A 25358-nucleotide genomic window follows, 5' to 3' on the forward strand; every position below is an offset into this window, starting at 1 on the left:
CCTGGAAATTCATTCAGGCAGTTGATTTTTTTATTTCCAAAAACCAAAATCTTTTTTCAAAATAGCTATTTTTATATTAAGTAAATGAATCACATGCAGGACACTTTCTTTTTTCAGGCCATGATTTATCTGGCAGGAGCCGTTATTATGGTTCCCATTGCCAAAAGACTTGGCCTGGGTTCCGTGCTGGGATATCTTCTGGCAGGAATCATCATCGGGCCGGCCTTTTTAGGACTCATAGGAACCGAAGGACATGACATTATGCATTTTGCCGAATTTGGTGTTGTTATGATGCTATTTGTCATTGGACTGGAACTCGAACCCGAACGTCTTTGGAGAATGCGGAAAAAAATAGCCGGCATGGGAGGTTTGCAGGTTGCCGGGACAACACTCGTCCTTACAGCTGCTGCACTGGCCTTTGGATTGGACTGGAAAACCGCATTGGTTTTGGGAATGATAATTTCCATGTCTTCTACCGCTATAGTCATGCAGACCCTTAATGAAAAAGGCTGGATTAAAACCGTAGCCGGACGGAATTCCTTTCCCGTATTGCTTTTTCAGGACATAGCTATCATTCCTATGTTGGCACTGTTACCCTTGCTCGCCAGTAAGGAATTACAACAAGCAGCGGTAACCGCGCATCCCACTTTGATGGATGGTTTTTCGAAATGGACACAGGCTCTTTTCGTACTTTCTTCAATAACCATAGTATTGCTTTCCGGAAAATACCTCTTACGTCCTATTTTCCATACCATGGCAAAAACAAAGCTAAGTGAAATGTTTACCGCAATGGCATTACTTGTTGTGGTAGGTATTGCTGTATTGATGACCTCCGTAGGATTAAGTCCTGCATTGGGTGCTTTCTTAGCCGGGGTTATGCTTGCCAACAGTGAATATAAACACCAGCTCGAAATTGCCATCGACCCTTTCAAAGGACTTTTGCTGGGACTTTTCTTCATTTCTGTAGGCAGTTCGATAGATTTTCAGCTTTTGCTGTCAAAACCATGGCTTATTATGGGACTCGTGGTAGGTATTATCATCATCAAAATTACAGTATTGTACCTTCTGGGTAAATTCTTCAGAATTGGACATACCCAAAACTTTATTTTTAGTTTTGGACTTAGTCAGGTGGGCGAATTCGCTTTTGTGCTTTTGAGTTTTTCATTACAGGAAAACATCCTCAGCAAAGAAATCACAGACCTTATGATGGCTGTGACCGCACTGAGCATGGCCTTTACGCCGCTGCTGATGATGTTTAATGAAAAGGTACTCATGAAATCCAAATGCTCTATGAGCGGAAGCGAAGAAGAAGCCGAGAGTGATGTTGATTCTGAAAGCAATCCTGTTATTATAGCCGGATACGGTCATTTCGGGAATACTGTTGGACGATTTCTAAGAGCCAATAACATACAGGCTACCGTACTCGACAATAACAGCGATAATGTAAACATGCTGCGAAAACTCGGATTCAAGGTGTATTATGGCGACGCTTCCCGACATGATTTGCTGGAGATAGCCGGAGCCGGCAGAGCGCAGATTATCATTATTGCCATAGGCAATCGCGAAAAAAGAATGGAAATGATAGAAATGGTCAAAAAACATTTCCCGAATCTTTACATACTCGTACGTTCTGAAAACAGAGACGATGCCTATGACCAGATGAATGCGGGGATTATGCACATTTACAGGGAAACTCTCGACACGAGCCTGCGTGTGGGTATAGATGTCATGAAACTATTAGGACACAACACTTATGAAGCCACACGTTCTGCCAGAACTTTTTTTACACACGACGAAAAAACGCTCAAGTATCTCGCCAGTATCCGCAATCAGGACGAATACATCAGTGCGGTGCGTGAAAAAATCGAAGAATTGGAACAGGTCATCCTTGCCGACAGGGAAGCCATGTCACTGGAAAATACTGAAAAATCAATGATTGCATAAAAAAACGCCCCGGTAAATCCCGGGGCGTTTTTTATTTTTTAGTCTCCAATTAATGAGGCAGCTTATTTTTTAATAACCCGTAAAGGAACGTACCAATCAAGGCGCCTAAAAGTACAATCCCAATACTGTAAAAACCGGCTCCAATCAGTATAAATATAGGTCCAGGACAAGTTCCAATCATGCCCCAGCCCAATCCGAAAATGGTTCCGCCAATAATGTAGTTTTTAAATCCTTTATCCTTATCGGCAATCTGAATCTGTTTGCCATCAAGCCCAACCACTTTATTTCTTTTATAAATCTGGATTCCAACAACACCCACCGCAATAGCTGTCATGATAATTCCAAACATATGAAAAGATTCAAACTGGAACATTTCATAAATTCGGTACCAGGACACGGCTTCCGATTTGGTTAATACAATCCCGAAAAGAATTCCAACAAGTAAATATTTTATAAATTTCATCGTACTGATATATTTTATTTTCCGTTTCACCCTGCCAGGGTTTAAAATCCTGGCAGGGTGAAACGGAAAATATTAAACTAAAAAATCAAAGGCAATAAAAAGTGAGCCGCAATTAATCCACCGATAAAAAAACCGATTACGGCTATCAATGAAGGCAACTGCAAATTACTCATTCCGGTAATGGCATGGCCGGAAGTACATCCGCCCGCGTATCTGGAACCAAATCCAACCAAAAGTCCACCAAAAAGCAGGAATCCGAATATTTTTGGCGTAAAAACATTTTCAGCAGAAGTAAACAATTCCGGAATCAGTTTTCCATTTGGCGCATCAATATTCATTTCTTGCAATTTGGCTACCGTAGCCGGATTCAGATTCACTCCGGAACCATCACTTAAAAAATGTACGGCTATAAAACCGCCAATCATGGCTCCAAGTACAACTACCAGGTTCCAACGCTGCGCCTTCCAGTCAAACCTGAAAAAATCAGAAAATTTTCCCGCTCCGGAAATGGAGCAAAGTGTGCGAAGATTGGACGACATTCCAAATGTCTTTCCAAAATAAATCAGTAGAAGCATTACTGCTCCGATTAAAAAACCGGAAACATACCAGGGCCAGGTGCCATAAAAACTATACATAGCTCAAATTATTTGCACAAAAATAAACATTCGCTCCCATACCTCGTAATATTCCCGTCTAAAATATAGCCCAATTAAAATAATCATTTAATTTTGACTCTGAATTATATCCACACATAATGAAAAAATTTGCGATTGAAATCAAATGGGGCATCCGGTACATCTTTTGTTATCTGGCATGGGCTATTTTGGAAAAAACGTTAGGCATTTATGGCGAAAACATGAGCTTTTATATGTTGTCTTCCCTATTGTTTTACATTTTCGCCGGACTTATCTATTCGCTGGCATTAAGAGAAAAAAAGACTAATTATTTTAACGGACACATGGACTGGAAACAAGGTTGTGCCACCGGACTTTACATGACCATTGTTATAGCCTTATTGATGCCTTTAGCCCAGGCTTCCTTCCATGAACTGATTGCACCGGAGTTTTTTGAAAACATGATTAATGCTTCAAAAGACAAAGAAGCTGCCGCCAACTATTTTAATTTAAGGAGCTATATCATACAGAGTATCTTTTTTACGTTATCTATAGGAATGGTAATCTCGGCTATCGTAGCCTATTTTGTTCAAACAAAAAAGCAAACTAAATGAAAATCAGAAGCCTTATCCTGGTCATATTAACAGGAATCCTTGCCGTTTCCTGTATCAGTACCCGTTCAACTATCAAGAACATTGATGACAACGCACCGGAACCTATCATTACAAAAAATGGCTGGTTTTTGCTTACAGAATACAGTAAAGACAAAAAATACGGCTACGACAAGGACTATCCTATCAATGTATATTACCGAAGCATAGCAGACGAAGACATAAATCCAAAACGCTTTTTAGATGCCCTGACCGGACCAAAAGGCGAAACCATAACGTATAAAAAAATTGAAAGCTGCTGCCCTTTCCCAACTAAAAGAAATGAAATGGGCGCCGGATTATTAGATGTTTATGAAGTCACCTGGCCCGGAATTACAAAACCCATCCGCCTGTATTTTAATATCTTCGAAAAAGGATATCTTTATGTACCGAAAGGATTTGGATTAAAGAAAAACGAATAAAACAACAAACACGAAATCAACGCCCTGATTCGTGTTTTTTTATACCCTAAAGAAGCGTTGGAAAAAAGAAAAAAGACAGCCGATAAATCCCTGTGTTTTTGCTTCTTAAAGTTTTAACAGAAATTATCTTTCGATTGATATAATTTGTAAATTTGCGCTTTCAAAAAACAACATATGAATTTACAAGATATCCCAAAAATAAAGCACCTCGACAGCAATAACTTTTTTCTTCTGGCTGGTCCATGTGCCATAGAAGGAGAAGAAATGGCTCTAAAAATTGCCGAAAGACTGGTTGAAGTTACCAGCAAATTACAAATACCTTACGTTTTCAAAGGTTCTTTCAAAAAAGCCAACCGTTCCAGAATCGACAGTTTTTCAGGAATTGGCGATGAGAAAGCCCTGAAAATCTTACGAAAAGTTTCTGAAACCTTTGATGTCCCAACCGTTACCGATATCCACACCAACGAAGATGCAGCTATGGCGGCAGAATATGTAGATGTGCTTCAGATACCTGCTTTTTTGGTTCGCCAGACAGACCTTGTCGTCGCGGCTGCCAACACCGGAAAGACCGTAAACCTGAAAAAAGGTCAGTTTATGAGTCCGGAAAGCATGAAACATGCCGTACAGAAAGTATTGGACTGCAACAACCAGAAAGTAATGGTTACTGACAGAGGAACCATGTTTGGATATCAGGACATGATTGTAGATTACAGAGGTATTCCTACCATGCAGCAATATGCTACAACAGTCCTTGACGTAACCCACTCTTTGCAACAGCCAAACCAAACGGCAGGTGTAACCGGTGGAAGACCTGACATGATTGAAACCATCGCTAAAGCAGGAATTGCAGTTGGCGTTGACGGAATTTTTATTGAAACCCACTTTGACCCTGCCAATGCAAAAAGTGACGGGGCCAATATGCTGGACCTGAAATATTTCGAGGGACTCATGACCAAGCTGGTAGCCATTAGAAAAACCGTAAATAATTTTTAAACCGAATAACCTAAATTTTTTAATAATAAATAATTCCCAATTTTGAAACATCCATTAATAGTGGGTGTACTTACTTTTTTTTGTGCTTTTTCACAGTACACCTTCGCCCAAGAGCTGGCAACGAGTCCTGAAAAATACACTGCCCACAACAAAGGAAAATTCTTTATCTATTGGGGTGGCAACAGAGAATCTTACACAAAATCAGACATTACCTTTAAAGGCGATGGTTACAATTTCACAGTAAACGATGTGAAAGCGCATGACAAGCCTAAAGGGTATCACTTAGATTACCTGAATCCGGCCAGAATGACTATTCCGCAAACCAATCTTAGGATTGGCTATTTCATCAGTGACCATTATAATGTTTCCATTGGTGTTGACCACATGAAATATGTAATGACTCAAGGCCAAACTGCCAATGTAACAGGAGAAATTAATCTTCCGGCATCAGAAGCAGGAGCCATACACAACGGTACGTATAACAATACACCAACTGTTATGTCTGAGGACTTTTTAAAATTTGAACACACGGACGGTCTTAATTATGTGCATGCACAAATCAACCGTGTGGATGATATTTCCAAGCTTTTCAGAATCTGGAATACAGACAAAATCCAGATTAACCTGACAGAAGGTATTGGGGGCGGACTTCTCTATCCAAAAACAAACGCAACCCTATTGAGCAAGAAAAGACATGATGATTTCCATATTTCCGGATACGGAGTATCTGCCCAGGTAGGTTTGAACCTGACTTTTTTCAAGCACTTTTTTATTCAGGGCGAATTAAAAGGCGGTTATATTGACATGCAGGACATTAAAACAACTTCCAGCAATGCCGATAGCGCTTCACAACACTTTGGGTTCTTCCAAAGAATAATTACAGTAGGCGGAATCTTCAGGCTATAAGCACTTTAGAAAAATAATTTAAAGTCCCCCGAAAATTTCGGGGGATTTTTTTTGCCATTTCATTTTTATTATCTTACTTTGTTATTCAAAGTACTTTATATGGAGACAAACAAATATCTCAATGACATTTCAGAAATCAAGAACATGATGAACCGTTCTTCAAGGTTTATTTCCTTGAGCGGTCTGTCTGGTGTTCTGGCCGGTGTGTATTCCCTGATTGGTGCCTGGATGGCTTATAAGACCATTTATAGTGACAGCTCTGATTTAGGTAGTTATAAAAATCTGGTCGTTTCAGAAAGTTCCATAAAGAGACTTTTCGCTATTGCCATTATTGTTATACTCCTATCCATAGCAACGGGAATTTCTTTAAGTATCAAAAAGGCAAAAAAAGAGAATGAAAATATTTGGGATGCCTCTTCCAAAAGGCTGTTGATTAATTTTGCCATTCCTTTGGCAACCGGAGGTTTTTTCATACTGTTTCTCATTGAAAAAGAAATCTACGGATTTGTAGCTCCCCTAACCCTCATTTTTTATGGTCTTGCCTGTGTCAATGCCAGTAAATATACTTTGGGCGACGTTCGTTATCTGGGTATTACATTGATTATCATTGGCCTAATTTCTTCCTATTTCATTGGATATGGATTGTTGTTTTGGGCACTTGGTTTTGGTGTCTGCCATATTTTTTACGGGTTTAAGTTGTATTTAAAGCATGACAAGAATTAAAATTATATTTAAAGCGCTACAAATACTATCTTTGGCAGCGTTGTTTTCATGCGGAGGAACCTGGGAAAATGACGAAACGGTTTGGTAAAAGACTTTTAATGCGGAAAAGCCAAAAGAGGTGACTATAGTAAATTCAAAAATTTGGGTTTCGTCTCACTGGAGCTATGAATTTCAATCCTTTATGGAAGTAAAATCGAATAAAAAACTGTTGGATGCCTTTGAGAAACAGTATGAGTTGGAAGACAGTCAGGAGTTTGAAGTTATAGAAATAACAGAAAAACCAAAATGGTTCACCCCTAAAACAGAAGAACATTATATCATAAAAAAAAGCAATCTTTATAATGACTTCAGGATTTTTATTGATAAGCAAACAAAGAATCTATTTATAACCTGTTCACAATTATAGTTTGAAAAATATCATCCAAAATATAAATAAGGCGTTCGACCACAGAATCCGACTCGGGATTATGTCTGTACTGATGGTCAACGAAGCTGCCGATTTTAATATGCTGAAAGAGCTTTTGGGTGTCACCGACGGCAATCTGGCCAGCCACACTAAGGCGCTGGAAGCTGAAAATTACATTTCTATTGAAAAACAGTTTATTGGGAAAAAGCCAAACACACGTTATATTGCCACAAAAGAAGGAAAAAAAGCCTTTAAGGAACACATTGACGCCCTTGAAAAACTAATTCAGAAAAGTTAAGATTTTTTTTATCTATTTACTTTGAAATACAAAGTACTTTTAAAAATAATATGAGAGATTTATTTATCGAAAAACTATACGATATCAGTAAGAAGCCTTATCAAAAGTTTTTGAAAAAGAACGAACCCTGGAAAATTACCCACGCAGAACTGCTGCTTATGCCAAAACAAACTTTGGGATTCCATCTGGGCCATTTCCTATCCAAACACGGCTTTGAAATACAATCCAAACTCGAAGACCATGACGTGTTTCATGTGCTTACCAATACAGGAATTACAGTTCCTGAAGAAATAGGCATGCAATACTTTTTGTTCGGAAACGGTAAACGGAGCCTGTATCTGTACATGGTAATAGCCACAGGAACGCTTTTCTATCCTGATAAAATTGGCTATTTCGAAAATCAGTACTTACGGGGTAAAAATGCGTTCCAATTCCATAATCTGGATTATTTCAAGATGCTTTCGATTCCTTTAAAAACAATACAAACCACTTTTAAAATCAAATAATTATGAAAAAACAAACAACCTTAAAAAACTGGTGGAAGATAAATTACAAATGGTCGCTTTCTTTGGCCGCCTTTATTATTGCCTGCTTGATACTGGCCTACAACATAAGCCGGGGCAGTTTCAAAGACGTGGCCCAGGCCTATGCAGACCCTACCCTGTTTCAGAATGCCATAACCAAAGCCAATGAAAACACGAAAGTAATACAGGTTTTTGGAACGCTTGAGCCTATAGACAATCTGGCTATACTTGAAGGCAACACAAAATATTCAAACGACAACAAGGCAATTGAGGCCACAGTAAGGGTAATCGGAAAAAAAGCACAGGGCAAAATGGACATTTCTGCCCAAAAAACCGGTTCAGAATGGACTTATGGACTTATTAAACTTAGGGTTGCAAAAACCAGACAGGAAATAACCGTCATCAAATACTAAATATTCCAATTTTCAAAATCCGTTAACTTTAAAAATCATTTTTTATGAAAACCGAAATTTCTTTTCTTCAATCAACAACAGCCCGATTAATCCTGATAGGTGTACTTACAATTGTTCTGTTAATTCCATTGACATTTGTACAGGATTTGATTACCGAGCGTTCTTTTCGAAAACAGGAAGTCATTTCTGAAATTACAGCAAAATGGGGCGACAGCGTCCTGCTTTACGGACCAATAATCAAAATTCCTTACACGGTGCATTATCCAGTAAAGAATACGACAGAAACAGTTTCCGAAACCGAATATGCTTATTTTTTTCCGGAGCAGCTTAATGGCCATATCGATGTAAATACGACTGCGAAAAAAAGGAATAATTATGAAGCAGTGGTTTTTAGTTCGTCCATGAAGTTTGATGGAACTTTTACCAAACCCGATTTTAGCTCAAAAGGTATTGCTACAGAAAATATACAATGGGATAAGGCTACTTTACTAATAAGGGCCAACAATCTTAAAAGTATAAAAGACGGTATGAAAATAAAACTGGGAGATAAAACCATGTCTTTTGAAACGGCTACCAGCGACCCTGCAACGTCAGTTTCTACTTTAGAAACACCCAACTTTACTATTTCTGAATATTTTACAGACGAAAAACTGAATTTCAATTTTAATGTTGCCTATGATGGAAGCCAGGAATTAAAAATTGTTCCAATTGGGAAAACAACTTCTGTAAGTATGAAATCCAACTGGAAATCTCCGAAATTTACAGGCTATTTTTTACCGGGCGGCAATTTAAAAAAATCGGACGATACCGGTTTTGAAGCCAGCTGGAAAATTCTTGATTTCAACAGGCCTTTCGCTCAAAACTATTTTGGCGACTTCCCGGAATTGAAAAATTATTCTTTTGGGGTTGATTTTATTATTCCGGTTGACGAATACCAAAAGAATGAACGTGCTTCAAAATATGGCTTTCTGGTAATAGGTCTTACATTTCTAATCTTTTTTGTCATCCAATCCATCAGTAAAATCAGTATCCATATTTTCAATTACACCATGATTGGATTGGCTCTGGTTATGTTTTATACGCTTCTGATATCTATCACAGAACATAGCAGTTTTCTGAAGGCCTATTTAATTGCCGGAATTTCTGTAGTACTGATGATTTCGCTCTATTCTGTTTCCATATTAAAAAGTAAAAAGTTTGCGGCTTTTATAGGTCTTTCACTAACAGGTCTTTACTCCTTTATTTTTGTTATTATCCAACTTGAAAACTATGCGCTTTTGGCAGGCAGTATCGGGCTTTTTGTTATTCTGGGATTGGTAATGTACTTTTCAAGAAAAATTGATTGGAATGCGGTAAAAGAAGAAGTTTAACTAGGAGTTAAAACTTAGCGTCTTAGCGACTTTGCGAGACTATTTCACGCAAAGTCGCTAAGACGCAATGTATTGAATGTTATACTTATTAAATATTACTTCTCTAATTCCCGAACCGTAATATAATTATCATCTTCCATTTTCCAGGAATTGCCTTTTATTTTAATCGTTTCGCCTATGGCTACTGTACGGTATTGTTTCGGGTCTTTCAGATTAGGAATACTGATTGTGGCATAATAAATCTTTCCGTCTTCCGCGGTCAGAATGGCCGTATAGCCGTCTTTCCCCTTGTTGATTTCATTAACTTTGCCCTGTACGGCAATCGTGTCGTTTTTTTCTTCTTTTCCTTCTTCCGGCGTCCTGATTTTCACGACTTCCGTTCCGTCTTCTTTAATAGTTGCCTGTTTGTTGGAATTACAGCCGGAAACAGCAATTGCCGCCACAAGCATAAATGATTTTAAAAATAGTCTTTTCATAGTGATATAATTTCCATAAAGATAAAGATAGCATCGTTAAAAAAGACAAAATAAGGCATAAAAAAGCCCTGATCAAACCAGGGCCCTATTTTTATTTACCATCAACAAAAGGTTGGAGGTATTCAAATCTTTTGGTTAGTTTTCCATTTTCGGTTATTTTGGCACGTTGCAATATGCCGTCCTTGTCGCCATTAAAAAAGGCAGGAATGACATGTTCCATAAACATTTCACCAAAACCTTCGCTGGCATCTTTTGGCAGTTCACATGGCAGGTTATCAACCGCCATAACTACAATAGCCGCCGGATGATAAATCTCAACTTCCTTGTGCTCACTTGGCAAATAACCATACAATGGCTCAGCAATGGTTGAAGCTTTGATGGTTGACGCAATCGGACCGTCAACATCACAAGAAATATCGGCTACAATCTTAATTTTATTGTCTTTTGAATTAAGCATTTCTCTGGTCAGAATAACCGGAGCGCCGTTACCGTAGAAATGTCCGGCCATAAAAATATCTGCAACTTTTGAAAAACGCTCAAAATCTGAGGTATAGTCTTGCGGGTTATTATAAAAATCTTCTTTATCGATAACCTTTCCGTCAATACGTTTGTTATAATCCAGCACATCAATTTGGGTATACACAGGTTGGGTGTATTTTTTGGACAGAAAATCTTCCGGTGTTACTTCCTTTACCTTCATCCCGTCAAGGATTTCCTTAGCTCCCATGCCCACTTTTCCGTGTCCGGTCAGAACTATTTTGATTGGAGGCAATATTTGTCGCTTTAATCGTGCCACCAAATCACTTTTTCCTGAAAGTGTTTCTGCTTTTGGCAGGTTAAACAATTCAAACTTAATTCCAAATGCCCTTATTCCATTATAGGCTCCAACTATTCCCGCATATCTTCCAAAACCTATAAGCCGTCTGTTATCGGTATCAACTATCGTTTCATGGTCATACAAATCGATATTTTTTTCCAGAATGGCCTGTAAAAGTTTGCGGTTATGGGGTTGTTTTTTTATGGTATGGGAAAAGAAAAAATACTTTTTCCCAGGAATCAATGCCTCAACAGGAACCTCTTTTACGCCAAAAAACACGTCACAATCTGAAATATCATCAGTTACATTCAAGCCTTGCGACCTGTATTCATCATCATTAAATATTCTGATATCAGAGCTTTCCACTTTCAGCTCCACTTCCGGGTGTTCTTTTAATAATCTTGAGGCTTCTTCCGGGGTAAATACTACTCTCCTGTCGGGTGGGTTTTTTCTTTCCTTAATAATTCCGAATTTCATAATAGTTTTTAAAAAATAAAGGGTGGTGTTTAGGTTAATTTCAGAAATGATTGAAAGTTTCTCAATATTTTAACAAAATCATTTCTTGGATTACAACTTTGTAACTACAACGTTATAATTTGTTCCAAATATAACATTAACCGCTAGCCCTCCAAAACTTTTATTCATAAAATATTGAGGATATTTTGTCATTTATACCCTAAAATGTTAAAGGAATATAACAATACAATAAGTTGCTTTTTATTTTGTTAAAGTAGAAACCATAATGTGCCTGTTTTTCTATATTTGCTTCCCAACCATTATAATTACAATGACATTTTCAAAATATATATACCCTTTGCTTGCTTCGGCATTGTTGCTTACATCATGCCAGGAAAAAAACAAACAGATTGCCTCTAACGAACCCGTTGAAAATAACACCGATGCGCTTTCACCTTACAGTATAAAATCAAAAAAACTTCCGGCCAGCTATGTTACTCCCAAACAGGAAAGTCTGGAAAAATTTTATGAAAAAAACTGGCCCAACAACTCTATGAACGGCGGTTTTCTGGTAGCCAAAAACGGGCAGATTATTTTTGAAAAATATGAGGGAAAGTCTAATTTTTCTAAAGATGAAGACATTAGCGCCACTACTCCGCTGCACATCGCTTCGGTTTCCAAAGTATTAACGGCTACAGCCATATTGCGGCTTATAGACCGGGAAAAATTACACCTGGAAGACAAGGTGAATGCTATACTGCCTTCCTTTCCTTATGAAGAGATTACTATTAAAATGTTGCTGAATCACAGGAGCGGCCTGCCTAACTATGCCTATTTTGCTGATGATACTAAAGTATGGAACCGTTCCAAAATGCTGCACAATCAGGATATTCTTGATTTGCTGGCACAGCACAAATTCGGCCTGTATTTCAAACCTGACAGAAAATTTGGCTACTGCAATACCAATTATGCCATTCTTGCATTGGTTATTGAGAAGATTACGGGAAAAAATTACCGTGAGGCCATGAAAGAGATGATTTTTGAACCGCTCGGTATGAAAAACACTTATGTTTATGATTATTCAAAAGACAAAGAAACGGCAAGTCTTTCCTATAAAGGCAACAAAGTACTTTATGAACTGAATCATCTGGATGATGTGTATGGTGACAAGAATATCTATTCTACACCTCGCGATCTGCTCAAGTTTGATATGGCAACCTATTCTGACAAGTTCCTGAATCCGGTACTTGTTAGCGAAGCTTTCAAGGGTTACAGCTATGAACACCGCGGTACTAAAAATTACGGTCTTGGTATTCGTATGCTGGAATGGGAAACCGGAGAACAGCTGTTTTATCATAACGGATGGTGGCATGGAAACACTTCTTCTTATGTAAAGCTGAAAAAAGATACGGTAGCCTTGTTTGCCATTTCAAACAAATACACCCAAAAGACGTATAAAATCTGGAAATTGGCCCCTCTTTTTGGTACCTATCCTATTAAACTTGACAAAGACGACGTAATTAATTAGTAAAATATATTCTTTATTAAATTTTGTTGAAATGGCCTTGCATATTCAAAGGTTAATCTTTTATAAAATATAGTAAACGTGAAAAGCTAGTATATTACAAAGTAGTAAAGCTTTTACTAAAAAGCGTCGTTTTAATACAATTCTATAAAAAATATCGGGTTTAATTTTGTTTTGTAATATCTCATATTATGAAAGTAGCACAAAACAAAATATCCTTATTTGCCCTGTTCATCCTTATTGTTTTTTTACTTTCCGATTGTCCAAGTAATGATAAGGATTTTCCAATAGATGCATATTGCAAAATTGTCGGAAAAGACGAAGTATTTACAGGTCCTTTAGTCAACATGATTACCTACGGTCATAATTCATCGTTCACAACGTTTTCGGATGCCAAAAGCGAACATTGACTGGTCTTGAAAATTTAAAAGTACCAATGTATATCTTCTGGAAGTAAAATCACAATATAGCGTTAAGGCAGATACTACCAAGATTTTCAATATTCTTTTTTGCCTATCTGCCCCAGATGAGTATTCTTAAAACTGTCATTATATTTTAATCCGTAGCCCAAAATCCTGTCCATTGATGAATGGGCTAATAGAATTATTCCAATCAACACGAGCACGGAATTATTATACCAATACCCTATAACTATTACAGCAATTGCTATTAATTTATGATGGAAAAAATTATAAATCAAAGCACCCGTTCTGGAGCCAAAAAGGTAACCAATCATGGAGAAATCCGGAAGCAACAAACAAGCCGGAAAATACCACCAGGAATAATCCAATTGAGAGAATAAGGCTATTGAGAGTAAAAACTGGCCGGCCTCTTCCAGTTTCAAAAGATTTTTCATTCCATTTGTCATAAGTTACTGAATTTATGAATGCTCATACAAAAATGCAAAACTTTAAAATCCTGACACTGATAAAAACAATAATTTTCAATGGTATTTTTAATTCACCGTGCCATTCAAAAGACTTAAACCTGAAAGAATTTGATTTTCTTTCAGTACTTATTCACAGATTCAAAATCAAGGATTGGAAATGTATTTTTTTTAACTACTTTTGCGGTATGGTTTTTGCTTTATAGCAAGAGTTCTTAAACATATTGGGGTCGACTGGTTTTGACAGCGAGTCGAATTGAAAAGTAAGCACGTCGAGAACTGGGACAATTCTCGTTACTAAATGGTCCTACACTTTTACACGGCGAAAATAATTACGCTTTAGCTGCTTAATCTGAATTATAGTACGATTTGCCTAGTTCCTGCAAGGCAGGAAAGCTAGATTCTCCTTGAAAGCCTTGGTTTGTGGCGTTCTTAAAAGGGGAACCGTAAAAATAAACCTAGAAACAGTCAAGCTTCGGGGCTGTTTTGACAACTAAGAAGATAAGCATTGTGTGGCTGTTCCTGGCCTTGCACAATGACGAAAATCCAATCAGGAACTAAACGTGTAGAAAGCCTTTTGGTTGCTTGTTTGGACGGGAGTTCGACTCTCCCCGACTCCACAGTGTACTTTGAAAGGCCAATAGTTGAACTGTTGGTTTTTCCAAAAAACTTCCCTAAAACCGCATGGAGCCTGCAATTTTAGAAATTGCGGGCTTCGTCGTTTCTAACCGGCAGCACACAAAATTTACAAAAATGCCCAAAAAGTTTGTGGCACTTTAAAGTTGGAGTTGCTACCTAATTTGCTACAAAAAGCTAAGGCAATATTCCTCCCCTCTAGTTCATCTAGATGTGTTCTGGATAGGTGTGCTGTTTGACGAACGAAATCGATTCTTGATGGAGGGAAAACCGCTTTAAAAGAAAATCAAACTTGGACTGCTTATCTATTTTCCAAGTACTATTCTTAGAGTGCTTTTGGTAGCTCCTAAGTGCTTTTGCGAAGCAAAAGGAGCCTTTCTTCAGGGTTACTGATGAAGGGGTAATAAAGGGGCAACAAGAATCTGGTGTTCTACGAGAGGTAAGCGTCAGACTACAAATCCATAGTGTCTACTGAACAGTTTGGAACGTACAGGGAAGGATAGTATTTCCGAAATACACAACTTGACTATTCTGATATTCAAAATCATTCAAAAGGCTTAAAAAAGGCAATAAGGGTTGCACTTCATTACCTCGAAGCCCACAAAAAAATCCTCATCAAATTGATGAGGATTTTTTTTATGAAACTAATTATTAAATATTTCTAACCGATAATTCGTAGCCACCTTTCTATAGCAGCTCTGGCCTTTAGAAGCTAAAATATTTCAAACGTAACAATGATTCTGTAATTCATTTTAGATTTTGAGTCCATTCATCAAAATGGATCTTACCCTTTTGGTGATCTCCTTCGGGTACCAAACCTGATTTAGGAAAATCATAGAACATATATTTATGCTCGTTGTCCGAAATTACGGTTTTATGCTGCCCAGTAACTTTTATATACCTTGAAACAAATTGATCCATAGGGGCAAGCTCAGGACCAGCAATTTCAATGGTTCCGTTTTTAGCTGTCTCTAAAGCAAACTTCACGACAAAATTGGCGACATCTTCAGCTGCTATAGGCTGGAAATCAAGTGTAGAAACATTAACAACATCCTCTTTTCCCTGCACTGCTATAATTGTAGAGACATGCTCATGAAATTGCGTCGAGCGAATGATGGTATAAGGAATACCAGCGTTCTTGACAATATCCTCCTGATTTTTTTTCGCACGCATGTATCCAATATACTGTACGCGGTCTATACCCACAATCGATAAAACCACATGATGCCTAATTCCTGCCAATTTTTCAGCTGCTACTAGGTTCTTTCCAGCCGTCTCAAAAAAATTAAGGGCGTTTTCTTCTTCAGGGGATGAAGAATTTGAAAGATCAATCACAATATCGGTACCTCTTAACGCTTCAGAAAGTCCTTCTCCAGTGATGATGTTAATTCCATGTAAAGGTGAGCCTATTACGACTTCGTGTCCTTGGTTATTTAATTTGCCTGCAACATTGGCCCCTATTAATCCTGTCCCGCCTACTACTAGTATTTTCATTTTTTATGTGATGTGAGTTAAAATTTTAATATGGAATTCGTTAATGCAAAGTTGAATCATTTGCATACACGAGAAAACACACAAACCACAGCAGAAGGTGGACAAATGGCATTAACTTAGAAAATAATCCGCAACAATTATAAAAGGAAATCGCTGGGCGGAGCATTGTGTTTTCTATATTCCGTAGGAGAAAACCCAGTTTTCTTTCTAAAAAGCCGCATGAAATACTTTTCATCTTCGTAGCCCAGCAGATCAGATATTTCCTTGACGCTGTGATCGGTGTAATAGAGCATTCGCTGCGCTTCCCTTAAAATCTCCTTTTGAATAAGCAAAGATGCTGATGAGTTGGTTGTTTTTTTTATGGTATCATTTAAGTAGCTAACGCTGATATGAAGTTTTTCGGCATAATCTGCAGGCCTTTTAAGGTGATGGTAATTATGCCTGACAAGATTCATAAATTTCTTCGTAATCATTACCGAACGGGACGCAAAGTTCGCCGTACTCCCCATCGGTTTGCTTTGGTAGCTTAGCCCCGCCTGGGCAACAAATGCGGATAGCAAAGGATGGGAAACATCCTTATATGTTGTACTATTGATCTCTTCGAGTGCCATAATGGATTGTATGACAGACTTGAACCAATCAAATTCTAAATCTGTAAGCCCTACAGATATCATCTCTTCCAAACATTTGTCAAGCGTAGCTCGTACAGATGCTTCGATCAGATTATTTTCAAAGGAAATATACCACCCGCTGCCTTTTGAAACACTAAGTACTTGATGGACCTGCCAAGGAGGCGAAATGAAAAGTGTTTTGGCTGGCATTATAAAATGCTCAAAATCTAAAAGCACTTCAAGCGCACCATCTTCGATCAGCATACAGGTATAATGGTCATGCCTGTGAGGATGAAGCGCATCTGTGAAGTCATCTGATAATTCATCCCATGCCTTAACTATAAAACCTTCGATGCCTTGCAGCCTACGCAGAATAATGGGCACACCTTTATCCGATTTGTTTACTTCTATAGAAAAATTTGCCATGCTTCAACGACTTTTAGAGAAATATCAATGATAAAAGTAAGAAATAAAAATTTCTCTCTTTTTTCACATTGGAGTTGCAACATTTTTACCATAAAAAGGTAAGGCAAAATTGGAGTTGCTACCTTTTTTGCCGCAAAAAGTTAACGCACTTGTCCGAAGCATATCGATTAAGTAAAGAACGAAAAGCTTACCTTTCATTAATTGGTAAAGTCAACTGTCCTTAACTTTTTTTATATGAAAAAAAATAGAAAAAAATTCACCAATGAGTACAAAATCTTTGCGGCCAGCGCAAGTATCCAATATGGCAGCATAAGCCATGTGGCCGAAGAGCTCGGCTTAAGTAAACGTATTCTCCATCATTGGAAGAAGCTTTTTAAAGAAGGCAAACTTAGTACCCAAAGCATTATCGATACAGACACAAAAAGGAAAGAGCTGACAGGGCTAAGAAAGGAAATCAAAAATATTAGCGTCGAACGCGACATCCTAAAAAAAGGGGCTAGCCACCTTCTCCTAGGCAGACAGGAGCGATATAAATTCATAAGCGAGAATAATGAGATATTTCCCATTGGGAAGATGTGCCAAGTTTTTCATGTAAACCCAAGTTGTTATTATAGATGGATAAAGAGAAGGCAGACCAACAGGTCACAGCGTAAAATTTTAATAATATCCGAAATCCGCAGAATATACCACGCGAGCCGGCGCACTTATGGGAGCCCAAGAATCACAAGAGAATTGTCGTCTATTGGTATAAAGGTTTGTCGATCTTTTGTCGCTAAGATAATGCTAGAGCATAATTTGCGAAGCGTTTCAAAACCGAAATTCAAAATAACGACTATTTCCTCACTCAAATACCCCGTTGCAGACAACATTCTAAACCGGAACTTCAAAGTGGGAAAACAGAATGAAGTATGGGTATCAGACATGACCTATATCCATACAACAGAAGGCTGGGCATATCTCACTACAGTCATAGACCTTTTTGACAGGAAAGTAATAGGCTGGTCGCTGAGCAAATCGATGAAAGCTAGCGATACCAGTATCCTCACACTTAAAATGGCAATTCTTAATCGACCTTTGGTAAACAATCAAAAATTAATATTCCATTCGGATCGTAGAGTTCAATATGCATGCAAAAAATTTGTCAGCCTATTAACCAAAAATGGTATTACCCAGAGCATGAGCAGGAAAGGCAATTGCCATGACAATGCAGTTGCCGAAAGCTTTTTTTAAGACATTGAAAATAGAACTTGTTCATCATAGAAAATATTCAACTAGAAAAGAAGCAAGCGAATCCATTGCTGAGTATATAGAAAATTTTTATAACAGTGGTCGCAGACATTCCGCTCTTGGAAATTTCACAATAGAAGAATTTCAGAATCAGTCATAATACGCTATCACTCTGTATCAAAAAAATTATTGATCTTCATAAAATCAACCAATAGCCATAGTTAATTTTTCACCTATCTGTTCTCTAATCTAAATAAATCCGATAATAGGCGGAACTAATGCCCTATTAGAACAATTGCATGTATGACGGGCCATCACCAAGCACCTTGTCTCCCATGTGGCAAGGCGTACCTTTGCCGGGATGGCTATCGATAAGATCGATAACCCAATGATTAAGATGGAGCTTATTGGGGCTTACTCCCCTAGCCATACATCACCATTACCTAAATGATCTTAGACAGGAAGAAATCTTAGATGACGCTATTGACGATATATTCTCAATAGAATAGAAAACATACAAAAAGCCAATGAACATTATTGCTATCAATTTTTAACGAGAAAAAAATCGCTAAAAATTTTGACGATAAAAAAATTGTCATTATATTTGACAAAAAAAATATCGTCATCATGGAAAATAAGGATATATTGCTTAGAAACAATACTGGAAACAAACCCAAATCTGCTATTGTAGATGGATTTGTTATCCGCACCAATGAATTTGATTACATTCAAAGCTCATTGACAAACGCCATCGAAGACAACAAATTCTCTAATTATGTTATTATTGGACAACGTGGCGCAGGCAAAACAACCCTATTGCACAGGTTGAACTACGCAATTTTAGATGAAGAAAAATTAGCAAATAAATTTCTGCCCATAATGTTCTCAGAAGAACAGTACAACGTATCTGATTTAACTAATTTATGGGAAGCCGTTGCTATTGGTATTGAAGATAATTTTTACAAAGAAAATCTATCTGATTCAATAGACGAAATAATAGATAAAGAGACAAATTATGAGATATCAGCATTTAACCTTTTGGACAACTTTCTTAAATCTAAAGAGAAGATTGCAATTTTATTTATTGAAAATATAAATTTCTTCCTTAAGAAACTTAACGATACAGAGAAAAAAAGGCTAAAGACCATCCTCACATCAAACACATCGTTTAGAATATTCGGTTCTTCGACTTCATACAATGATGGAAGTATCGATTTTGGTGATCCATTTTACAAATTCTTCACATTAATACAACTCGATGGCTTGACCCAAGTAGACTGCGAGAAGCTTCTAATCAAGATAGGACAGCAATATGGGGAGGAGGAACAAATCAGAGAAATTATTGACAAATACCCGGGAAGAGTTGAAGCTTTACGAAGACTAACAGGAGGTGTTCCTAGAACTATATCCTACCTCTTTCAGATTTTTCTAGATAACGAAAACGGCAAAGCTATTAAAGACCTTTATCTACTTATAGATACTTTAACGCTATTATACAAGTCAGAACTGGACCAATTATCAACTCAACAGCAAAAAGTAATTGACGCTATCGCCAGAAAGTGGGATGCAATTTCTGTAAAAGAAATTACAAAGCGTACAAGATTAGAGAGCAAGAATATATCATCTATACTTTCATATTTAGAAAAAAATCAGCTAATCGAAAAAGTACCAACCACAACAAAAAACCATTTATACCGAATTAAAGAACGTTTTATGAATATTTGGTATTTAATGAGGTTCGGCCGAAAACATGATAAGGAAAATGTAATATGGCTAGTTAGGTTCTTTGATGCATGGTGTGATGAAAGTGAACTCACTAAGAGACTCAGGAGGCATATCAGGAATCTTAAAGATGGTAATTATGATGCCGCTGCCGCAATTGACATGGGCAATACTTTTTTATCATGTGAAAACATTCCTGAGAACTTAAAAGAAGAGTTAATTAGCACCACAAACTCCGTGCTGCCCGACAGACTTCTGAAAGGAGCCAAAACAACTAAAAAAGATGTCCTTAGCGATATCAAGACACTATTAAAAAATAGGAAATATAATGAAGCTGTTGAACGCTTAGAAGCCATAACAAGTAAAGATATCGATTACTATATGTTGATAATTTCAGCATATCTCATGCAAGGAAATCAGCAAAAAGCACTAGATGCGGCCAAAGCCGCATGGAAACTAGACAGCCAGGATTCATCTGTTTCTATCACTTTAGGGCTTATTTACGAACTATATTTACATGATCCTAACAAAGCCATTGAATTTTATGAAAAATCACTAGCTCTACCACATCCCCATCCTTACGCAGCTAATCGATTGGGAATCTTATATGCAAAAAATAAAGATTTTGACTTAGCAATAAAGTACCATAATCAAGCAGTATCAAAAAATTTCAAAAATTCTCTACTTGATCTTGGAAACTTGTATGCTGAAATGGAAGATCTTGAAAAGGCAGAAAAATATTTTAAGGATGCCGTTAAAGCAAAAATAGAAAAATCGAATACTGCATTAGCAGAATTTTATATAAAACAGAAAAGACGAAAAGACGCTGAAACAGTACTACTTAATGCAGTTGAAGCCAAAGAAGAAGAAAGCAACATTAATTTAGGTAAATTTTATCTGGAACAGAAAAAGTCAGATTTCAAAAAAGCAAAAGAGCATTTTACTTTAGCTATCGAAAAAGGAGAAATTGATGGTTATAATCAGCTTGGTAGACTTTACATGAGACTAAAGGAGACTGATAAGGCCCTATCTACCTACGAAGAAGGCGTAGCGCACAACGACCCTGAATCTGCTCACCAACTTGGTCACATTTTCGCCAGCCAAGGGAAGTTTGAAAAGTCTGATGAAATGTTTGGCAAAGCACTTGAATTAGGTGACATTTCAGTAGTTGGATGCTGGGTTCATAGTATTTTCAAGTCCAAAAGGACTGACAAATTAACTTTTGCCCTAGACCTTATTGAAAAATTTAAGCCAAAGGAAACTGATACCGCGATTGAATTACTTTATGCCAAAATACTTCTATGGAAAGGCGATGTAACCAAATCAATAGATATTGTTAAAAAGCATATTATCGATCTTCGCAACATACATGAAGATGATGATAATAGATATCGTGAATTTGCAGAGTTAGTAGAGTTTTTCCTTTTATTGATAGCAAAAAAAGAATATGAAGTTGCTTTAGATATGTTCAGTGAGTCCAATGCTTTCCAGCTTAAAACTATGCTTAAACCAATATACTACTTACTAATGGATGAACTCAAAAAAGATTTTCCATTGGAACATCTTAAAGCAGGAAAAGAACTTACAGAAACTATTAACGATTTAAAAAAGGAGGTGGAATATTTAAGAAAGAAATAAAACAAAATCAAAAATATTAGAATTTACTTCACCACAAAAAAGAATCCGACATCTTCTCGTGGCAAAGTATCTTACAAACAACTAATCAATTTTGAAATTAGAATTTGAATTATACTACGACAATACAAATGTAAATAAACTATCCATTTGTGCAAATATAATTGTCATTCTTTTTTCAGTTGGTTGTCCATCTGCCAGCTTCACTAATATTTTGCTGGACTAGGCATTTCATGGAAATGACTAGCAGATACTTCAACAAAATAACTTTAAAAAATAGAATAATGGCAAACAATGCTACAATTAAGTATTACCCAGTAGGAAACGGAGACACATCTCTCATAACACTGGAAGACAGTACAACCATTTTAGTTGACTGTAATATAAGGAACTGTGATAATGAAGACACTTACGATGTAAAAAAAGATTTACTACAAAGTGTACAATATGACAAAGGCATTCCTCACATTGATGTATTTATCCTAACTCACGGTGACCAAGACCACTGTCGAGGATTTAAAAAGCACTTTTACCAGGGCGCTCCTGAAAACTATTCGGAGACAGATAAAAAAGATGGCCTTATCAGAATTGACACAATGTGGTTCTCCCCTATGATAGCAGAAGAAAATTCCAACGATGACGAAGATGCCCACCAGAAGGAAGCAGAACGCAGATTGGAACTTCATCGCAAGAAAGACCCAAAGAAAGATAATCCAGGCAATAGAATAAAAATTATAGGTTATGATGGAAATAAAGACTATAAAGATTTGGACCATTTAAGAGCTAAGCCAGGTGATATCGTTACCCGATTTAATGATAAGAACCAAGTGTTGTTCTCCATCTTTATTCATGCACCGTTCAAAGAGCATTTGGAATCACTTGGGGATGACAAAAAAAACTCAACAAGTATAGTATTTCAAGCTAGGTTCAAGAACTCTCTCTACCAGCAAGATTTTTCTACATTAGCAATGTTTGGAGGAGATTCTGACCATACTTCATGGTGTATTATCTTAGAAAAAACAAAAAAATTCAAAAATGAGGAAGCATTAAAGTGGGATTTATTTCTCTCACCTCATCACTGCTCATGGTCATTTTTTAATGATAGGCCTCAGGAGGAAAATCCTACACCGAAAAAAACCTCACTAGAGGTATTGGATTACAGGAGAAATAATGCAAAGGTTATCGCTTCAAGTAAAAAGATTCTTGATGACGAAGATAATCCACCACATTACGAGGCTAAATCCGAATATATTAAAAAGGTTACCGAAGGAAACTTTCTTAACACAACCACTTACGATGTAATCAATAAGATTCCTCAGCCAATAATTTTTGAAGTAACGTCGTTGGGCATCGTCAAGCCAAAAAAGGTTGAAGGCGCAGCAAGAGTAGCTGGAGGCGCAGGTCTAGGCATTGTAAATAGTCCTTCAAAATATGGTAATGGAAAAGTTTAGCGACAGCTTATCCGTTTATAAAAATGATTTAGAGAATTCCGCACTGCGGGATTCTCTAAAATCATTAGATAAGCTTATAGGAGGTAAGGTGAAAATATTAGATTGGGGAAATAGCAAGATCGCTATTCCATTAGAAATCAATGTAGATTTACCTAGTTTGGGTAATTTTGAGAATTTAGACATTAGAACAACCGAGCCAATTATTCTAGTGTTCGATTTAATCAATTATCCAGTTTCTGCCCCAAGAGTTTATACTGACAGATCGGATTTTCCCAAGAGTAACTTGGCCCATTTGTATGTGGCGGTAAATAATCGACCTCCTGCGTTCTGTTATGTCAGAGGCAATCCCGATGAGTGGTATGCAAACAAAAGAATTGAGGATTTGCTGATTCGCATAAGCAATTGGCTCCATGATGCAGCAACAGGAGAACTAGCTGAAAATGGCGATCAGTACGAACCATTAAGGCTAGAGGGATATTCTGGAAATATAATTTATGATTATGACACGATTTTAAGTGTTGTTACAAGTAAAACCGCGCTTGTTGTCGGAGAAAACTTTTCCATTGCTTTATTTGAACAAGTGGGCCTTACTAATCGATCAACTTATAAATTTGTTAAATTAATCACGGATAAAAATGCGCTGGCGACAATCAAGGAAGTTGATGAGGAGCGAAAAAAAGGAAAAGAGGATGTCTCAAGAAGAAAATATTTTTTCGGTTTTATTTTATGGAATGAAGAAAATGAAATAAAAAGTGAGTATCAAGTAAATATTCCAAGATCATTTGAAGAATTCAAACTGTTTTGCAATTATTACGAAATTAAGTACGAAGAGTTTGAAAAATTTGTTGCTACTTTCAAAGAACTAAATGAGTATATTTATTTTCCTGTAATTGTTGCTATTCGCAGACCGAGTCAATTGACAGGCTATTCTTCAAATATTGAATTTATAAACTTACGATTTAAATTAGATTCTGATGATGTTAAAGATGAAACGATAGTAAACAATATATCAATAGATATATTGTCGCACAATCAACCATTGACTCAAAAATTAGCAAGACAAATTTCAGGGAGGAAAATAGACCTGAGCGGAAGGAGTGCAGTCTTCGGATGTGGCGCAATTGGATCAAAAATAATTATGCATCTTGCTAGATCCGGACAAACAAACTTAACACTGATTGATCCCGATTATATTTCTCCTCATAATTTGGTTCGGCACGTTTTATTCTCTGATAATGAAGGAGAAAATAAAGCTGAAGCTTTGGCTCAAAAAATAAGGAAATTCTATCCTTTTGAAATGACAGGAGTTATAAATGGACCTTCGTTTAAAGAAGGACTGATAGATAAGGAAGAAACATTTAAGACATATAATTGGTTATTAGATTTCACGGCTTCTGAGGCATTCTTTAACAAACTGGTTATGCTAAAAAGCATAAATAATAATCAGCTTGCCAGTGCCTCAATTTCCGATTTTGGGAATTTAGGGATACTGTATAAAGAAGGGGCAAATCGAAATCCTCGAATTGATGATTTGCAGGTTGAACTTTATAGCCTTGCATCTACCGATGAAAATATTCATAAGTGGCTCCAAAATGAGCAATTAGCCGCAAGTTCAAACAACTTAGTAGTTCAAGTTGGCGTCGGCTGTAATTCTGAAACAACAATTTTATCAGATGATAAAATATCTTCGCATGCTTCATATTTCTCTGGTGTCCTAAAGAAAGAAATGGAGAATTTATCTTCGCAAGGAAAAATATACCTTAACCGCATTTTAGATACCGGAGATTACAAGATAGAAACTGAAATAATAAAAGTTGACCCATTTGATATTTTTCAACCCGTAAACGATTCAACGTGGACAATCCGCTTTAAGTCTGGTGTTATTAAGCAACTTACTGATGAATTTCGCAATGCTGGAAAAATTGAAACAGGAGGCGTGTTTGTTGGAGTATGTAATTATAAAACAAAAACAATTCATGTAACCGAATCAATTAAAGCACCTATTGACAGCGAAGGAAATTCTATTCACTTTATTAGAGGATATAAAGGCTTACCAGAAAAAATTTCAGAAGTTGAAACTAAATCAGGAGGCCAAATTGGCTATATAGGAGAATGGCATACCCATCCAGACGGCCCTAATTTTTTAAGTCCTCAAGATATGAAGAGTGTACAATGCCATAAAGAAGAAACCGATAAATTACAACCGCCATTGCCTGTTTTTTTATCAATCATAACTCCCGATGGAATATTTCCCTATATATTTTAAATTG

The 25358-nt window shown here is 37.0% G+C and carries 25 protein-coding genes and 1 other RNA gene; 19 read left to right on the plus strand and 7 right to left on the minus strand.

Annotation, left to right across the window (positions count from 1 at the left end; translation table 11 throughout):
- Positions 1–84 precede the first annotated feature (84 nt).
- Positions 85–1944, plus strand: a complete 1860-nt coding sequence (locus tag B0G92_RS11540) for a monovalent cation:proton antiporter-2 (CPA2) family protein (protein ID WP_218971858.1) — start codon at positions 85–87, stop codon at positions 1942–1944.
- A 49-nt stretch (positions 1945–1993) separates the two neighbouring features.
- Here B0G92_RS11540 and B0G92_RS11545 read toward each other — a convergent pair whose 3' ends face one another.
- Together B0G92_RS11545 and B0G92_RS11550 are read right to left on the minus strand one after the other, a co-directional pair.
- Positions 1994–2407 (minus strand): DUF6691 family protein, encoded by a 414-nt coding sequence (locus tag B0G92_RS11545; RefSeq protein WP_056065705.1) that lies wholly within the window; start codon positions 2405–2407, stop codon positions 1994–1996.
- 77 nt (positions 2408–2484) lie between these two features.
- Positions 2485–3042: a YeeE/YedE family protein gene (locus B0G92_RS11550; RefSeq protein ID WP_101472300.1), complete on the minus strand. Its 558-nt coding sequence runs from the start codon at positions 3040–3042 to the stop codon at positions 2485–2487.
- A gap of 119 nt (positions 3043–3161) precedes the next feature.
- On the opposite strand from B0G92_RS11550, the gene B0G92_RS11555 reads away from it, so the two are divergent.
- The 10 genes from B0G92_RS11555 (at position 3162) to creD (ending at position 9726) form a co-directional block, all read left to right on the plus strand.
- Entirely contained in the window at positions 3162–3635 is a 474-nt protein-coding gene (locus B0G92_RS11555; RefSeq protein ID WP_056065697.1) for a DUF4199 domain-containing protein, read from the plus strand.
- Positions 3632–4093 (plus strand): 2-dehydro-3-deoxyphosphooctonate aldolase, encoded by a 462-nt coding sequence (locus B0G92_RS11560; protein ID WP_101472301.1) that lies wholly within the window; start codon positions 3632–3634, stop codon positions 4091–4093. Before B0G92_RS11555 ends, B0G92_RS11560 begins: the two co-directional genes overlap by 4 nt.
- 174 nt (positions 4094–4267) lie before the next feature.
- Positions 4268–5086, plus strand: coding sequence for a 3-deoxy-8-phosphooctulonate synthase (kdsA, locus tag B0G92_RS11565; protein WP_101472302.1), 819 nt, complete (start codon positions 4268–4270; stop codon positions 5084–5086).
- A gap of 42 nt (positions 5087–5128) precedes the next feature.
- On the plus strand, positions 5129–5992 hold the full coding sequence (locus B0G92_RS11570) for a hypothetical protein (protein ID WP_101472303.1): 864 nt from the start codon (positions 5129–5131) through the stop codon (positions 5990–5992).
- A gap of 99 nt (positions 5993–6091) precedes the next feature.
- On the plus strand, positions 6092–6715 hold the full coding sequence (locus B0G92_RS11575; protein ID WP_101472304.1) for a hypothetical protein: 624 nt from the start codon (positions 6092–6094) through the stop codon (positions 6713–6715).
- Positions 6716–6833: 118 nt separating this feature from the next.
- Positions 6834–7121 carry a hypothetical protein gene (locus B0G92_RS11580; protein WP_143395026.1) on the plus strand — a complete coding sequence of 96 codons (288 nt, stop codon included), beginning with the start codon at positions 6834–6836 and terminating at the stop codon, positions 7119–7121.
- 1 nt (position 7122) lies between these two features.
- Positions 7123–7419 carry a winged helix-turn-helix domain-containing protein gene (locus B0G92_RS11585; protein WP_056065667.1) on the plus strand — a complete coding sequence of 99 codons (297 nt, stop codon included), beginning with the start codon at positions 7123–7125 and terminating at the stop codon, positions 7417–7419.
- A gap of 50 nt (positions 7420–7469) precedes the next feature.
- Entirely contained in the window at positions 7470–7925 is a 456-nt protein-coding gene (locus tag B0G92_RS11590) for a hypothetical protein (RefSeq protein ID WP_101472306.1), read from the plus strand.
- 2 nt (positions 7926–7927) lie between these two features.
- Entirely contained in the window at positions 7928–8356 is a 429-nt protein-coding gene (locus tag B0G92_RS11595; protein ID WP_101472307.1) for a cytochrome c oxidase assembly factor Coa1 family protein, read from the plus strand.
- A 44-nt stretch (positions 8357–8400) separates the two neighbouring features.
- Positions 8401–9726 (plus strand): cell envelope integrity protein CreD, encoded by a 1326-nt coding sequence (gene creD / locus B0G92_RS11600; protein WP_101472308.1) that lies wholly within the window; start codon positions 8401–8403, stop codon positions 9724–9726.
- Between the two features lie 95 nt (positions 9727–9821).
- Here the strand turns inward: creD and B0G92_RS11605 are convergent, their stop codons facing one another.
- Both B0G92_RS11605 and B0G92_RS11610 read right to left on the minus strand, forming a co-directional pair.
- On the minus strand, positions 9822–10202 hold the full coding sequence (locus B0G92_RS11605; RefSeq protein WP_101472309.1) for a hypothetical protein: 381 nt from the start codon (positions 10200–10202) through the stop codon (positions 9822–9824).
- Between the two features lie 91 nt (positions 10203–10293).
- On the minus strand, positions 10294–11496 hold the full coding sequence (locus B0G92_RS11610; RefSeq protein WP_101472310.1) for an NAD(P)-dependent oxidoreductase: 1203 nt from the start codon (positions 11494–11496) through the stop codon (positions 10294–10296).
- A 310-nt stretch (positions 11497–11806) separates the two neighbouring features.
- Here B0G92_RS11610 and B0G92_RS11615 point away from each other — a divergent pair, with 310 nt between their 5' ends.
- Both B0G92_RS11615 and B0G92_RS11620 read left to right on the plus strand, forming a co-directional pair.
- Complete coding sequence (locus B0G92_RS11615; protein ID WP_101472311.1) at positions 11807–13003, plus strand: serine hydrolase domain-containing protein; 1197 nt, start codon at positions 11807–11809, stop codon at positions 13001–13003.
- A 188-nt stretch (positions 13004–13191) separates the two neighbouring features.
- Positions 13192–13410 (plus strand): hypothetical protein, encoded by a 219-nt coding sequence (locus B0G92_RS11620; RefSeq protein WP_101472312.1) that lies wholly within the window; start codon positions 13192–13194, stop codon positions 13408–13410.
- Between the two features lie 86 nt (positions 13411–13496).
- Here B0G92_RS11620 and B0G92_RS11625 read toward each other — a convergent pair whose 3' ends face one another.
- The gene (locus B0G92_RS11625) at positions 13497–13868 is read right to left on the minus strand and encodes a DUF4260 domain-containing protein (protein WP_310793701.1); all 372 of its coding nucleotides are present in this window, start codon (positions 13866–13868) and stop codon (positions 13497–13499) included.
- A gap of 244 nt (positions 13869–14112) precedes the next feature.
- Here B0G92_RS11625 and ssrA point away from each other — a divergent pair.
- Positions 14113–14509: a transfer-messenger RNA gene (gene ssrA / locus B0G92_RS11635) on the plus strand.
- A 760-nt stretch (positions 14510–15269) separates the two neighbouring features.
- On the opposite strand, the gene B0G92_RS11640 is transcribed toward ssrA, so the two are convergent.
- On the minus strand, positions 15270–16016 hold the full coding sequence (locus B0G92_RS11640; RefSeq protein ID WP_101472314.1) for an SDR family oxidoreductase: 747 nt from the start codon (positions 16014–16016) through the stop codon (positions 15270–15272).
- Between the two features lie 137 nt (positions 16017–16153).
- A complete protein-coding gene (locus B0G92_RS11645; protein ID WP_101472315.1) occupies positions 16154–17053 on the minus strand; it encodes an AraC family transcriptional regulator in 900 nt (299 codons plus the stop codon).
- A gap of 234 nt (positions 17054–17287) precedes the next feature.
- Here B0G92_RS11645 and B0G92_RS11650 point away from each other — a divergent pair, with 234 nt between their 5' ends.
- From B0G92_RS11650 to B0G92_RS11670, 5 genes are all read left to right on the plus strand, one after another.
- Entirely contained in the window at positions 17288–18283 is a 996-nt protein-coding gene (locus tag B0G92_RS11650; RefSeq protein WP_101472316.1) for an IS3 family transposase, read from the plus strand.
- On the plus strand, positions 18258–18440 hold the full coding sequence (locus B0G92_RS16860; protein ID WP_425432915.1) for an IS3 family transposase: 183 nt from the start codon (positions 18258–18260) through the stop codon (positions 18438–18440). The genes B0G92_RS11650 and B0G92_RS16860 overlap by 26 nt, the downstream gene beginning before the upstream one ends.
- A gap of 467 nt (positions 18441–18907) precedes the next feature.
- Positions 18908–21640 carry a tetratricopeptide repeat protein gene (locus tag B0G92_RS11660; protein WP_101472318.1) on the plus strand — a complete coding sequence of 911 codons (2733 nt, stop codon included), beginning with the start codon at positions 18908–18910 and terminating at the stop codon, positions 21638–21640.
- Between the two features lie 281 nt (positions 21641–21921).
- A complete protein-coding gene (locus tag B0G92_RS11665) occupies positions 21922–23088 on the plus strand; it encodes an anti-phage 6A-MBL system MBL-fold protein (RefSeq protein ID WP_101472477.1) in 1167 nt (388 codons plus the stop codon).
- The gene (locus B0G92_RS11670; RefSeq protein ID WP_180326433.1) at positions 23075–25354 is read left to right on the plus strand and encodes an anti-phage 6A-MBL system cap2_3 protein; all 2280 of its coding nucleotides are present in this window, start codon (positions 23075–23077) and stop codon (positions 25352–25354) included. The genes B0G92_RS11665 and B0G92_RS11670 overlap by 14 nt, the downstream gene beginning before the upstream one ends.
- The last annotated feature ends 4 nt before the right edge of the window (positions 25355–25358 follow it).

It is taken from the genome of Flavobacterium lindanitolerans (genome assembly GCF_002846575.1).
Classification (GTDB): Bacteria; Bacteroidota; Bacteroidia; order Flavobacteriales; family Flavobacteriaceae; genus Flavobacterium; species Flavobacterium lindanitolerans.